Source organism: Litchfieldella qijiaojingensis (assembly GCF_014651875.1).
Taxonomy (GTDB): domain Bacteria; phylum Pseudomonadota; class Gammaproteobacteria; order Pseudomonadales; family Halomonadaceae; genus Litchfieldella; species Litchfieldella qijiaojingensis.
Map to the genome: position 1 here is coordinate 152,820 of NZ_BMXS01000001.1, position 12,123 is coordinate 164,942.

Annotated in this window: 14 protein-coding genes; 1 reads left to right on the forward strand and 13 read right to left on the reverse strand. The window is 61.1% G+C overall.

What is annotated here, in order from left to right:
• Window positions 1-71: 71 nt before the first annotated feature.
• The 13 genes from fliR to fliF form a co-directional block, all read right to left on the reverse strand.
• On the reverse strand, window positions 72-866 hold the full coding sequence (gene fliR / locus IE093_RS00785) for a flagellar biosynthetic protein FliR (protein ID WP_189464985.1): 795 nt from the start codon (window positions 864-866) through the stop codon (window positions 72-74).
• A 13-nt stretch (window positions 867-879) separates the two neighbouring features.
• Window positions 880-1,149 (reverse strand): flagellar biosynthesis protein FliQ, encoded by a 270-nt coding sequence (fliQ, locus tag IE093_RS00790; RefSeq protein WP_189464987.1) that lies wholly within the window; start codon window positions 1,147-1,149, stop codon window positions 880-882.
• Between the two features lie 28 nt (window positions 1,150-1,177).
• Entirely contained in the window at window positions 1,178-1,900 is a 723-nt protein-coding gene (gene fliP, locus IE093_RS00795) for a flagellar type III secretion system pore protein FliP (RefSeq protein WP_189465818.1), read from the reverse strand.
• A 32-nt stretch (window positions 1,901-1,932) separates the two neighbouring features.
• Window positions 1,933-2,388 carry a flagellar biosynthetic protein FliO gene (gene fliO, locus IE093_RS00800; RefSeq protein WP_189464990.1) on the reverse strand — a complete coding sequence of 152 codons (456 nt, stop codon included), beginning with the start codon at window positions 2,386-2,388 and terminating at the stop codon, window positions 1,933-1,935.
• Window positions 2,385-2,900 carry a flagellar motor switch protein FliN gene (fliN, locus tag IE093_RS00805; RefSeq protein ID WP_189464992.1) on the reverse strand — a complete coding sequence of 172 codons (516 nt, stop codon included), beginning with the start codon at window positions 2,898-2,900 and terminating at the stop codon, window positions 2,385-2,387. Before fliN ends, fliO begins: the two co-directional genes overlap by 4 nt.
• Window positions 2,893-3,945 (reverse strand): flagellar motor switch protein FliM, encoded by a 1,053-nt coding sequence (fliM, locus tag IE093_RS00810; RefSeq protein ID WP_189464997.1) that lies wholly within the window; start codon window positions 3,943-3,945, stop codon window positions 2,893-2,895. Before fliM ends, fliN begins: the two co-directional genes overlap by 8 nt.
• Window positions 3,946-3,990: 45 nt before the next feature.
• The gene (fliL, locus tag IE093_RS00815; RefSeq protein ID WP_189464998.1) at window positions 3,991-4,473 is read right to left on the reverse strand and encodes a flagellar basal body-associated protein FliL; all 483 of its coding nucleotides are present in this window, start codon (window positions 4,471-4,473) and stop codon (window positions 3,991-3,993) included.
• A 189-nt stretch (window positions 4,474-4,662) separates the two neighbouring features.
• Window positions 4,663-6,123 (reverse strand): flagellar hook-length control protein FliK, encoded by a 1,461-nt coding sequence (locus tag IE093_RS00820; protein ID WP_189465001.1) that lies wholly within the window; start codon window positions 6,121-6,123, stop codon window positions 4,663-4,665.
• Window positions 6,124-6,160: 37 nt separating this feature from the next.
• Window positions 6,161-6,631: a flagellar export protein FliJ gene (gene fliJ / locus IE093_RS00825; protein WP_189465004.1), complete on the reverse strand. Its 471-nt coding sequence runs from the start codon at window positions 6,629-6,631 to the stop codon at window positions 6,161-6,163.
• The gene (gene fliI / locus IE093_RS00830) at window positions 6,628-8,022 is read right to left on the reverse strand and encodes a flagellar protein export ATPase FliI (protein ID WP_308427182.1); all 1,395 of its coding nucleotides are present in this window, start codon (window positions 8,020-8,022) and stop codon (window positions 6,628-6,630) included. Before fliI ends, fliJ begins: the two co-directional genes overlap by 4 nt.
• Complete coding sequence (locus tag IE093_RS00835; protein WP_189465007.1) at window positions 8,019-8,768, reverse strand: flagellar assembly protein FliH; 750 nt, start codon at window positions 8,766-8,768, stop codon at window positions 8,019-8,021. Before IE093_RS00835 ends, fliI begins: the two co-directional genes overlap by 4 nt.
• The gene (gene fliG, locus IE093_RS00840; protein WP_189465009.1) at window positions 8,761-9,771 is read right to left on the reverse strand and encodes a flagellar motor switch protein FliG; all 1,011 of its coding nucleotides are present in this window, start codon (window positions 9,769-9,771) and stop codon (window positions 8,761-8,763) included. Before fliG ends, IE093_RS00835 begins: the two co-directional genes overlap by 8 nt.
• Complete coding sequence (gene fliF / locus IE093_RS00845) at window positions 9,764-11,509, reverse strand: flagellar basal-body MS-ring/collar protein FliF (RefSeq protein ID WP_189465012.1); 1,746 nt, start codon at window positions 11,507-11,509, stop codon at window positions 9,764-9,766. Before fliF ends, fliG begins: the two co-directional genes overlap by 8 nt.
• Before the next feature lie 253 nt (window positions 11,510-11,762).
• Between fliF and fliE the strand changes: the two genes are divergently transcribed.
• Window positions 11,763-12,092 carry a flagellar hook-basal body complex protein FliE gene (gene fliE, locus IE093_RS00850; protein WP_189465015.1) on the forward strand — a complete coding sequence of 110 codons (330 nt, stop codon included), beginning with the start codon at window positions 11,763-11,765 and terminating at the stop codon, window positions 12,090-12,092.
• Window positions 12,093-12,123: the final 31 nt, after the last annotated feature.

A 12,123-nucleotide genomic window follows, 5' to 3' on the forward strand; every position in this document is an offset into this window, starting at 1 on the left:
TAGGCATCATCATGAGGCATGCAAGAGGGCCGTTCCTTTCGGGGCGGCCCTCTTGCTTGAATGCTCGAGAATCAAGTCGTCAGTGGCGCCATGGCCTCGAGTAGTTGTCTGAGGAAGATCAGGCTGTCGCTGAACAGACCTTGCAGGAAGCGGCCAATATCGGTCATCAACACCATTAGCAGGAACAGGCCCGTGGTCAGCGACATCGGGAAGCCGATATTGAACACGGTGAGCTGCGGGGCGGAACGGTTGAGGATCCCCAGTGACAGGTTGATGATCAGCAGCGCGCCGACCAAGGGCAGGGCGAGCAGCATGCCGGAGACGAATATGGTGCCGCCGAAGCGTGCCAATAGCTCGAAGGCGCCGGCATTGAAGGTGCCTATGCCGATGGGCAGGGTGAGGAAGGTGGAGGCAAGGATCTCGATCACGATCAAGTGGCCGTTGAACGCCAGGAACATCAATAGGCTGATCATGTAGAACAGCCTGGACAGGATCATGGTATTGGCCCCGGTGTCGGGCGAGAAGAAGGTCGCGAAGGCCAGACCCATCTGCAGGCCGATGAACTCGCCGGCAGCTTGTACCACGGCGAATGTCACCTGCATGGTCAGGCCGATGGCGATCCCGATCAGCATCTGTTCGATCATGATGCCAAGACTGGCCCAGGAGATCAGCGGTGCCTCGGGTAGCGGGGGTAGGCTGGGCCCGATGACCACTGTCAGCAAAGCGGCAAGGCCAAGCTTGGCTTGGCGCGGCACGCTGGAATGCCCCATCAGCGGCGCGGCCATCATAAAGGCGGTGATGCGTACGAATGGCCAGAAGAATAGCATCAGCCAGCCCTGCAACTGGTCGAAGGTGACCTCGATCATCGGGATGGCCCGTCTAGGTCAGCATCATGGGGATGTTGGTGAACAGCTCACGGGTGAAGTCGGTGATCAGTTTCAACAGCCAGGGGCCGACCAGCACCAGGGCGGTGAACACGCCGAGAATCTTGGGGATGAAAGATAGTGTCATCTCGTTGATCTGAGTGGCGGCTTGGAACAGGCTGACCAGCAGGCCGATCAACAGTGCGGTGATCAACAGCGGCCCGGCCAGGAACAAGGTCACGCGCATTCCCTGGTAGGCCATGCCCATTACCGTTTCGGGCGTCATGGGAGCGTCCTCCGCTGCTTGGGTCGGGTCATAGGTAGAAGCTCTCCGCCAGCGAGCCGATGATCAGTTGCCAGCCGTCGACCAGCACGAACAACATCAGCTTGAAGGGCAGGGAGATGGTGGCCGGCGGTACCATCATCATGCCCAGCGACATCAGCACGCTGGCTACCACGAGGTCGATGATCAAAAAAGGAATGAAGATGGTGAAACCGATCTGGAACGCGGTCTTCAACTCGCTGGTGACGAAGGCCGGCATCAATACGCGCATGGGGACGTCTTCCGGGCCCTGCATGTCTCCGACATCAGCGAGTCCGGCGAATAGCGCCAAGTCGGGTTCGCGGGTCTGAGCCAGCATGAATTCGCGGAACGGCTGGCTGCCCAGCGTCAGAAACTGCTCGAAATTGACATCGTCGTTGGAGAGCGGTACCCAGGCGGCTTCATAGACTTGGGAGAAGACCGGCGACATCACGAAGAAGGTCAGGAACAATGCCAGGCCCAACAGGACCTGGTTGGGTGGGGCGGACTGGGTGCCCATGGCGGTACGCAGCAGGCTGAGTACGATGATGATGCGGGTGAACCCGGTCATCATCAGCAGCAATGCCGGCAGGAAAGCCATGGAAGTGAGTAGTAGCAGGGTCTGCAGCTTGAGCGACCACTGCTGCCCGCCGTCGGCGAGAGGACGGCTGATGATGCCTGGAATTTCCTGGGCCAGAGCCGAATCCGGGAGCGCCAGTGCCAGCAACAATACCAGGCAGCCGAGCCAAGGGAAGAAGTGCGATAGCCTCACGACTCCCCCCGAGGAGGCTGCTTACGGTTACCGACGGCATGTGCGACATTATGCCTTAGTGCTTGAGCGAAACGGCCGGCGAACCCTTCCGCCTCGGGATGTGCTGGCTGCTGGGATGCTCTCTCCAGCGGGGCTTTCAGTTCATGCAGTTTGCTGATTTGGCCACCGCCAACGCCGAGCACCAGCCAAGTATCTTCCACTTCAACGATCACCACGCGCTCTCGGCTGCCTACCGCCGTGCTACCGATCACTTGCAAGCGACTGCCATGCAGGTGGCGGCTGGGGCCCCAGCGTTTGACCAAGTAGCTGCACAGCACGATGATGGCGATGACCAGCGCCAGTGCCATGGCGGTCTTGCCAAGGGCAGCCATGCCCATGAGTGCATCGCTACCGCCGGCCATGGCGTCCAGACCGTTGCCGGGTGCCGGTGTCGTCGAGGGGGAGTCGCTCATCGGTTGAGTTTTTGCACACGCTCGGAAGGAGTGATGATTTCGGTGATGCGGATACCGTATTTGTCATCCACCACCACGACTTCCCCTTGGGCGATCAGATACCCATTGATCAGGATATCCATGGGCTCCCCGGCCAGACCATCGAGCTCGACCACCGAGCCTTGGGCCAGCTCCAGCAGTTGCTTGATGGTGATGCGGGTTCGGCCAAGCTCCACGGTGAGCTTGACGGGGATGTCCATGATCATTTCCAGGTCCCGCATGGCACCGCTTTTCTCTTCCTTGTCGAGTGGCTTGAAGACTTTGTCGCCAGCGGCCTGGGCCGAAGGTTCCGGTATCGGATCGTCGCCATCCTCGGTTTCGGTGGCGGCTTGTTCCGCCAAGGCGGCAGCCCAGGGATCATCCTCATCGGCAGCGTCACCGCCGGCTTCCTGTTCGGCCATGGCGCTCGCCCAATCGTCCTCGACATCCTTTTTACGGTCGGGCTTCTGATCAGGATTCTTGGGATCAGTCATTATCGGATTCCTTGGCTTGCGGCGTTGATCCTTTGACAAAGGAGTCCTTGGCCGGCTTGTTCATCGTGGCATGTTCGATCAGTTCCGAGACACGCAGTGCGCGTTGCCCCTTCTGGCTGCCGTACTCGCAGCGCATGACCGGCACGCCGTCGACACTGGCGGTGACGATGTCCGGCAGCTCGATGGGTAGGACATCCCCGACCTTCAGCGACATGACGCGCCCGATGGTCGTGGGAATGTCGATGAAGTCGGCAACCAGCTCGATCTGCGACTGCTTGATCTCGCCAGCCATGCGCTGTCCCCATTGGAACTCCTCCTCCGGGTGGCTGTCGGTTAGCGGACCGCTCAACTGGTCGCGCAGGGGCTCGATCATCGAGTAGGGCATGCAGATCTGGAAGTCGCTGGACAGGTTGCCTACCTCCAGATGGAAGGTGCTGTTGACGACGATTTCGTTGGGCGAGCTGGTGATGTTGGTGAACTTCACCTGCATTTCCGAGCGCAGGAAGTCGATTTCCAGGGGATAGACGGATCGCCAGGATTCCTGATAGGCGTCTATCGCAAGTGTCAGCATGCGTCGGATGATGCGCTGTTCAGTATGGGTGAATTCGCGGCCTTCGGACTTGGTTAGAAAGCGCCCGTCGCCACCGAACAGGTTGTCGACCACCATGAACACCAAGCTGGGGGGGAACACCACCAGCGCTGAACCGCGCAGCGGCTTCATCGCGATCATGTTCAGGTTGGTCGGGACCGGAACATTGCGCGAGAAGTCGCTGTAGCTTTGGTAGCGCACGCTATCGACAGTGATATCCGCACTGCGACGCAGCAGATTGAACAGGCTCATGCGGAAATGTCGTGCGAAGCGCTCGTTGATGATGTCCAGCGCATGCAGCCGCTCGCGGATCACCCGATGCTGGGTCGCCGGATCGTAGGGACGCACGCGTGAATTTCCCGTCTTGTTGTCGGCGGGCGCGGCGTCCTCTTCACCACTGACGCCCTTGAGAAGGGCGTCGATCTCATCCTGCGAGAGCAAATCGTCTTGGGACATGGCGCTATTGCACTTCTGTAAGGGCTATGAGGTCACTATCGACAATTACTGGACGATGAATTCAGTGTAGAGCACGTCATTGATCGCAAGAGGCGGCTGAGGGTCAGCCAATGGCCGCTCGAACAGGCTAAGGATCTGTTCCGACAGGGCTTTCTTGCCTTCCGGCGTGGTCAGGTCTTCGGCATGTTGGCTCGAAAGCAGAGTCAGTAGCCGGCTGCGTACCTGGGGCATGTGCTCCTGCAGGATCTTGCTGGTCATCTCGTTGCCGACCTGCAACGAGAGACCCACGTACAGTAGACGCTGGTCGTATTGGCGACTCTGAACGTTGACCGTAAAGGGCTTGATCTCGACGAAGATCGGTGTTGGCCCCACCAGAGGTTCGGGCTCCGCTTGCACCTGTGGCTGAATCTCGGCCCGGCTGTCCATGAAATAGAACACGGCGACCGAGCTGCCCATCGAGAAGAGAATGACGAGGATGCCCAGTAACCACCAAGGCTTGCGGGTGCCTGAAGTCGAAGATTTTGCCATTGCTTCCGCCATCGAGAATTGAATCGGCCTATTCAGGCCTTCATGAATGCAGTATGGCGACAGCCGGGCCGTCACCATGGCTCGAAAAGGCTGGCCTTACAGGCTTATCTTGCCGCTTTGCGCTGCTCGACCCACCTTGACCTCCTGAGTTATCGGCAGCGATGCCGTGAAATGAAGCCCGAGCGACGCTCAGGCGTACAGGTCCACGCGTCCATTCGAACCATCGTGGGCGAGCGGTATCGTCACGCCATCCTGGTCTTCGCTGGCAATGACGTCGTCGGCGCCCGCTACCATCGAGTTGGAGTTCCCAGCAAAGGCTGGCTGCTCTTGCGGCTGTTGTTGGGGGTGCTCGCCAACCATGGTTTCACCCAGGGAGATGCCCTGTTCTTCCAGGGCCTCGCGCAACTGGGGAATGGCTTGTTCGATGGCGGTGCGAACCTGAGCATGAGCCGATAGGAACTGAGCTTGGGCGCCATGTTCGTTGACCTTCAGGCTGACCGATAGTGGCCCCAACTCCGCTGGGTTGAGGTGCAGCTCGACCCGCTGTCCTCCTCGTTGGTGAAGGCCGACGAGCTGCTGTCCCAGTTGCTGCGACCATTGCGGGCTGGATACGTGAGCGGGTAGCGTGCTCGCTAGCATCGGATTGGTGGCCTGAGCAGGGGCACTAGCGGCTCCTCCCGACACGGCGCCAGTCTGTCCTTGGCCCGATGTGCCGATGACATGGTGCATGTCCATACCGCCACGTACCGAGTTTTCATTACCTTGCCCAGGTTGGCCACTGAAGCCACCGTCGCGCATGACCGTTTCGATCTGAGGGGGAAGCGATGGGGGCTGGTTACCCTGTGTAGTAGTGGTCTGGGTAGCAGCAGTGGCCGACTGGCCATCCAGCGTTTGCAAGCCGCTAGCCATCCGACGATGGATATCGTCAGAAGCCGACTGGGGCAGGGCCGGGGCGAGCTGCGTCTGTGCCGGACCCACATCCGGTGCGGCATGGGCGGATTGTCGGTTTGCGGCCGGTTCCGCGAGTAGCGGTCGAGCGCTCGATACTTGCTGCGCTTGTAGACCGGCATTCATTATCGACTGGGCTCGCTCCGGCCCAGGCTGGACATGCTCGGCGCCCGTCCCGGTCACTGCCTCGGTGACGTTCCCGGTAGCGATCTCAGTGGTGGCCGGGGACACCTCTCCGCGTAGCTGTCCCGCCTGATCGATCAGCGCCAGGCGTTCGCGAATAGTGGCAAGCGGATCCTGCTCGCCGGGCGCGATGTCTGTCGCCAAGAGTGCGTCGGCAGGGAGCGCTTCACTAGATGCCGAGTCGGTAACGATGACCTCTTCGAGGAGTCGACGCATTTCGGATGCTTGGCCAGACATGCCGCTGGCCTGGGCGATCCCTTGGGGAAGCGGTGCCAGAGAGGCTGTTGGTGAAGTATCCGTTTGTTCCTGCCCCTGGGTCTTCTGGCTATCCAGTGTGGCAAGAGCCGATTTGCCGGAAGTGTCGCGAGGTGTGTCTACCGGAATGGTGCTGGTTTGGGCGCTGGCCTGATCGAAATGGCTCGAGAACGCTCCTTCCGGCGGGACATCGGTTTGCTTGACACCATTGCTGGGTGTGGCGGCGGCCTTGCCGGTCGGGGTGAGTAACGCGTGAATGTCCATAATGAACCTCCTTCAGACACGAATGCCGGGCAGGGCGTTAGGCACCACTGGGGCTGGCCGCATCGTGGTTGCGTTGCCGTAGCAAGGTATTGTTGGTGATTTCGTCGCTGTGACGCATCTCTCGACGACTCTCCCGTCGACTGGCTTGTTCGGCGCGCCGTGTTGCCAGCGTATCGTAGGAAGACAGCTTGCGTTGCTGCTGTTGCCAATGCTGCTGGCTGGCCTGGACGCGCTGCTGCTGTTCGTCAAGGGCTCGTCTGGCTCGCTCGAGTGCGGCATCCAGGGAGCGTAGGAATGCCTGATAGTTGTGCATGGTGGCCGGGTCGATGCCATCGAACATGGCCTGCTGCAGCCGTTGGGCATATTCCAGGCGATAGCGGCCCAGCGTTTCGATCTGGACTTCGACCTGTTGGCGACTCCGGCGGTCGGTTGCCAGAGCTTGGCCAGCGTTGTCGCGAGCCTCGCGAGCCAGGTCGATCAAGGTGTCGAGCGGTTGCTGTCGGTTCATCGCGCGCCTCCTAGTAGCGTCGCCATGGACTCACGGGAATGACTGATATCGGCACGTTCCTCGATTTGCTGTTGCAGGAAGCTTTCCAGGCGAGGATAGAGCTGTACGGCGTAGTCGAGCTGAGAGTCGTGGCCGGCAGTGTAGGCGCCGACGCTGATCAGGTCGCGATTACGTTGATAGCGCGAGAACAGTTGCTTGAAAGTCTGCGCTTGCCGTTGGTGTTCGTTGTCGACGATGGCTGTCATGGCGCGGCTGATCGATGCCTCGACGTCGATGGCAGGATAGTGGCCGGCTTCAGCGAGTTCGCGCGAAAGTACGATATGGCCATCGAGGATGGCGCGAGCCGAGTCGGCGATCGGGTCCTGCTGGTCGTCACCTTCGGTGAGCACAGTGTAGAAGGCCGTGATCGAGCCACCGCCACGCTTGCCATTGCCGGCGCGCTCCACCAGTCCCGGTAGCTTGGCGAACACTGAAGGCGGATAACCTTTGGTGGCGGGTGGTTCGCCGATGGCCAAGGCAATCTCGCGCTGGGCCATGGCGTAGCGGGTCAGGGAGTCCATGATCAACAGGACGTTACGCCCTTCATCACGGAATCCTTCGGCCAGTCGCGTGGCGTAGGAGGCACCCTGCAGTCGCTGCAGCGGCGAGGTGTCCGCCGGGGCGGCGACCACCACCGAACGGCGCAGTCCTTCGTCGCCGAGGATGTTGTCGATGAAGTCCTGGACCTCTCGGCCACGCTCGCCGATCAGGCCGACGACGATCACGTCTGCCTGGGTGTATCGTGCCATCATGCCGAGCAGTACCGACTTGCCGACGCCTGAACCGGCGAACAGCCCCATGCGCTGCCCGCGTCCCACGCTGAGCAGGGCATTGATGGCGCGAATGCCGACGTCGATCTGAGTGTCGATCGGCGCGCGCGACAATGGATTCAGAGGTGGGGTGGCCAGTGGTGCATGCGGAATGTCCAGCAGAGGTCCTCGGTCGTCCAGCGGTCGACCATTCCCGTCGAGCACCCGTCCTAGCAGGCGGTCACCGAGAGGGAAGCGACGTGCGCTGGCGAGGTCGCCTTCACCGAGTGGAATGACGCGTGCACCGGGTGTGAGTCCGCTGATTTCCGCCAATGGCATCAGAAACAGCTTTTCACCGGAGAAGCCGACCACTTCGGCCTCGGCAAACTGGGCGACTTGATCGGGACCGGACCCGCTCAACTCGATCCGGCAAGCGCTGCCCAGCGGCACACGCAGGCCCACGGCTTCCAGCACCAACCCCGTGGCACGCACGATGCGTCCGCTGGCCCGATAATGCGGGACACTCTCGACACGAGTCTTGACGCGGCTCAGGGCTTGTTGCCAGCGCGCTTGGTGAACATTGACCACGGAGGGCGGCATCATGCATCTTCCTCCTGCTCGGCATCGCCGTTGGACTCGGCCTGGTGAGAGCGCCGGCGAACCTGTGAGGCGATCGACTCCCAGCGACGCTCCCAGGTGGCGTCGAGTTCGCCACTGGTGCTGGTGACTCGGCACCCGCCGCGGCTGATCTGGTCATCGGGCTGCAGTTTCCAGCCTGCCGCCGCGAACTCGTTACCGATTTGCGCCTGCACGATGCTGAGGTCGGCAGGATGCAGCCACAAGCGGGGCTGGCCGCCAAGACCGGGTTCAACGTGCAGTAGCTCTCGGACGATTTCCAAGATCTGTTCGGGGTGCGCATCCAATGCCTCGCCGGCCAACCGTTTGCCGGTGGCCAGCGCCAATTCCACCAACTGGACGGCGACTTCCTCGTCGAGTTGCTCCAGCGCCTCGCGGAAATGCCGAGCCAAGGGGCCGAGTGGCGACAGGGTCTGTTGAATCAGGTGCTGCATCTCCTGTTCGCCGGCTTTGCGGCCTTCGCGCTGCCCCTGTTCGAAACCTTCGGCATGGCCTGCCTCGTAGCCCGCGCGGAAGCCCTCCTGACGTGCCTCTTCCCGGGCTTTCTCGCGCAAGGCCTCGAGTTCGGCGTTACGCTTGAAGGCCTGTTGGCGTATCGCCTCGTAACGTGCCTGCTCGCGCTGTCGATGCTCCCCGGCGGGGTCACCGAGCTCGCCCATCTGCCAGCGGCGCCAATGGTCGGCGTCGTGACTGGAAGGTCGGCGCTCAGACATAGGTATCGTCTCCACCACCGATCACGATCTCGCCAGAATCAGCCAGGCGTCGGATCACCTGCAGAATGGCTTTCTGCTCGGCCTCGACCTGGGAAACGCGGATCGGCCCCCGGCCTTCCATGTCCTCTTGCATGAGCTGAGCGGCACGCTGGGACATGTTGCGCATGAACTTCTCGGTGAGCGCGTCCGGGGCACCCTTGAGGGCAACCACCAGCGAGTTGGTATCGATCTCCTTGAGCACTAGCTGGATACTGCGGTCATCCAGGTCGAGCAGGTTCTCGAACAGGAACATCTCGTCGATGATCCTCTGGGCGAGGTCTTCGCTGTGGGCGCGCACCGTTTCGATGACGGTCTCTTCCTGGCTGGAATTCATCAGGTTGAGGATCTCGGCGGCGGTTCTCACACCACCCATCTTGCTGCGTTTGAGGTTCTGGCCGTCGAGCATGCCGCTCAGTACTTCCGTGAGCTCCTGTAGGGCCGCGGGCTGTACCCCACTGAAGGTGGCGATGCGTAGCACCACATCGTTGCGCAGCTTGTCATCGAACAGTTCGAGCACATCGGCGGCCTGGTGACGCTCCAGGTGAACCAGAATGGTGGCAATGATCTGCGGATGCTCGTCACGGATCAGTTCGGAAACCATCGAGGGTTCCATCAGGTTCAGGGCGTCGATCCCCGAGTTGGTGCCGCTCGTCTCGAGGATATCCTCGATCAAACTGGACGCGCGTTCGTTGCCCAGTGCCTTGGTCAATATCGAGCGAATATGGTCGCTGGTATGCAGATTGATGGCGGCGAACTGCTCCGACTCCTTGTAGAAGTCATCGAGTACCTGCCGCATTTCCTCATGCGAGACCTGACCGAGAGTGGCCATTTCCTGGCTGAGCTCCTGCACCTCCGAGGCCGAGAGATACTTGAAGACCTCGGCAGCGCTATCTTCGTCGAGAGCCAACAGCAGGATGGCGCCGCGTCGGGCACCACCCATCTTGCTCATGCTGATGTTAGTCATCTTGGGTCATCCAGCTTCTGACGATCATGGCCACCAGTCGAGGATCTTCCAGGGCCATCTCGCGTAGATCCTTGAGATTCTGCTCATAGGCCGCTGACTTGCGCTTCTTCTGGCGTGTCAATTCATAGGTATCGGCCAGGGCCTTGTCCTCGCCGGTGTCATCCCGATCGTCGCCCACCGTTGCGCTGAAGCTCGGCTCAGGAGACGGGGCCGGCAGCGGGACTTGGGTATGACGCTTGATGAGCGGGCGTAGAATCAGCAGGTAGAGCAGCAATGCCGCCAGCGCCACCAGCAGGTATCGGCCCAGGGTGAAGGCCAGACTTTGCAGCTCCGGCGACTCCCACCAAGCTCTGTCGGTGTCGGTGTCGTCCTGTTGCGTGAAGGGGCTGTTGACGACTTCGACTTCATCGCCACGTGCCATGGAGAAACCCATGGCCTGACGCACCAGCCGATCGATCTGGGCCAGCTCTTCATCGCTCAAAGGCTCGCGGGTCGGTTCGCCATCTTCGTCGAGGCTATCGCGATAATTGACCACCACGGCGACCGAGAGACGGTCCACCTTGCCGGTGCGGTGCTGGATATGTTCGACGTTGCGATCGACCTCATAGTTGATGACGTTGTCCTGTCGCAGGCTGCTCGGAGGACGGCTATCGTCAGCGTTTGCCTGGTCGTTATTCGTGGCACCATCGTCTTGTTGGGGCAGCTCGATGGGGGAGGGAGCGGCGCCGGGCGGCGTGTTGGTCAGAGCGCCGGGAATGCCTCTGGCCAACTCGTCGCCACCCGTGTAGGAAGCGCTGTGCTGTGTGCTGCGCACGGCAGCTTCGTTGGGCGGCTGGTTGGGGCCGTAGCGCTCAGAGGTTTCCTCGCGACGAGAAAAGTCGATTTGCGCTGCAACCTGAGCGCGGACGTTCTGTGCGCCGAGAATCGGGATCAGGATGTTCTCGATACGTCGGCGGTAAGACTGTTCGACCTCTTCGATGTAGTCGAGTTGGGTACCGTCGAGGTCGCGATTGCTGCCACCCGGCAATGATAACAGCCGGCCATTCTGGTCGACCACGGTGACATCCTGGGCAGCGAGTTCGGGTACGCTGCTGGACACCATGTGCACGATGGCGTTGACCTGGCCATCGCCGAGAACTCGGCCGTTGTGCAGGGTCACGACCACCGATGCCTTGGCGGGCTCGCGATCGCGTACGAACACCGAAGGTTTGGCCATGGCCAGATGGACCCGGGCCTGCGAGACGGGCCCCAGCGACTCGATGGAATGTGCCAACTCGCCTTCCAGGGCACGCTGGTAATTGACGTGTTCGGCAAATTGGCTGATGCCGAACGCTTGGTTATCCATCAGTTCGAAGCCGACATTACCCCCTTGGGGCAAACCGGCTTCGGCGAGCTGCAGACGCAGGGTATGGACCTGGTCGCCTGGCACCAGCAAGGCCTGGCCCCCCTCAGTGAACCGGTAGGGGACGCCACGTTGCTCCAGCTCGCTGATGATCCGCCCGCCGTCGGCCTCGCTCAGGTTGCTGTAGAGCACTCGGTAGTCGGGACTTCTGGCCCACATCAGTAGAGCGATGATGATGGCCACTACAGCGGCTCCTGCGATCAGCAGTGGGATCAGGGAGTTGGTGCGGAAGGAGTCGAGAAGCCTTGCTGCGGAAATTCCCTGACGACCCTGTGAGGCTTGGTTGGTATCGGCTCCCCGAGCGGTGCCGTCGTTGGCCGAGGCCGCGTTGCTCATGCGCTCCTCCGGCGGCGGGTGACGAGGGATGTCGAATTGTTCTCTACAAGCATGTCGGCGTCCGGCTCCACAATCCGTCGCGATAGGCCGCCTGCCTGCGTGTCAGGCGGTCGTGTGATGAATGCCATTATCCGTGCCGGTGTCGAGGCTAAAGGCAAGAAAAGCCGGCCTTTTATTGGCCAATTGAGCGTTTGGCCCCGGGCCAAGGCTTGCTAGGCTTGCGTTGTTCTTATATTTCAGCGGAGTGCGTCACATGAGTTCGCCCGCCATTCAGTCCGCGTTGTCACAGATGCAAGCACTTGCCAGTCAGGCAACTGGCGCCCCGGCCAAAGGGCAACACCTTTCCACTGCGGTGGGCCAGGGCGGTTTCGCCAGCGAGCTCCAGGCGTCGATTCATCGCATCAATCAACTGCAACAGGTCGCCAGCGCCAAGACCGCCGCTTTTCAGTCCGGTGATCCCGGTGTGGCGTTGAACGATGTGATGGTCGATGCGCAGAAGGCCAGTGTGGCCTTCGAGATGGGTGTGCAGGTCCGCAATCGTTTGGTCACGGCTTACAAGGACGTGATGAACATGCAGGTATAAAGTCGTCCAAGGGGCGGCGTCGCCATGAACG

What these genes read in the sequence shown, in the direction of transcription:
- fliR (WP_189464985.1), bottom strand. Translation starts at nt 866, where the DNA reads ATGATCGAGGTCACCTTCGACCAGTTGCAGGGCTGGCTGATGCTATTC.
- fliQ (WP_189464987.1), bottom strand. Translation starts at nt 1,149, where the DNA reads ATGACGCCCGAAACGGTAATGGGCATGGCCTACCAGGGAATGCGCGTG.
- fliO (WP_189464990.1), bottom strand. Translation starts at nt 2,388, where the DNA reads ATGAGCGACTCCCCCTCGACGACACCGGCACCCGGCAACGGTCTGGAC.
- fliN (WP_189464992.1), bottom strand. Translation starts at nt 2,900, where the DNA reads ATGACTGATCCCAAGAATCCTGATCAGAAGCCCGACCGTAAAAAGGAT.
- fliM (WP_189464997.1), bottom strand. Translation starts at nt 3,945, where the DNA reads ATGTCCCAAGACGATTTGCTCTCGCAGGATGAGATCGACGCCCTTCTC.
- fliL (WP_189464998.1), bottom strand. Translation starts at nt 4,473, where the DNA reads ATGGCAAAATCTTCGACTTCAGGCACCCGCAAGCCTTGGTGGTTACTG.
- IE093_RS00820 (WP_189465001.1), bottom strand. Translation starts at nt 6,123, where the DNA reads ATGGACATTCACGCGTTACTCACCCCGACCGGCAAGGCCGCCGCCACA.
- fliJ (WP_189465004.1), bottom strand. Translation starts at nt 6,631, where the DNA reads ATGAACCGACAGCAACCGCTCGACACCTTGATCGACCTGGCTCGCGAG.
- fliI (WP_308427182.1), bottom strand. Translation starts at nt 8,022, where the DNA reads ATGATGCCGCCCTCCGTGGTCAATGTTCACCAAGCGCGCTGGCAACAA.
- IE093_RS00835 (WP_189465007.1), bottom strand. Translation starts at nt 8,768, where the DNA reads ATGTCTGAGCGCCGACCTTCCAGTCACGACGCCGACCATTGGCGCCGC.
- fliG (WP_189465009.1), bottom strand. Translation starts at nt 9,771, where the DNA reads ATGACTAACATCAGCATGAGCAAGATGGGTGGTGCCCGACGCGGCGCC.
- fliF (WP_189465012.1), bottom strand. Translation starts at nt 11,509, where the DNA reads ATGAGCAACGCGGCCTCGGCCAACGACGGCACCGCTCGGGGAGCCGAT.
- fliE (WP_189465015.1), top strand. Translation starts at nt 11,763, where the DNA reads ATGAGTTCGCCCGCCATTCAGTCCGCGTTGTCACAGATGCAAGCACTT.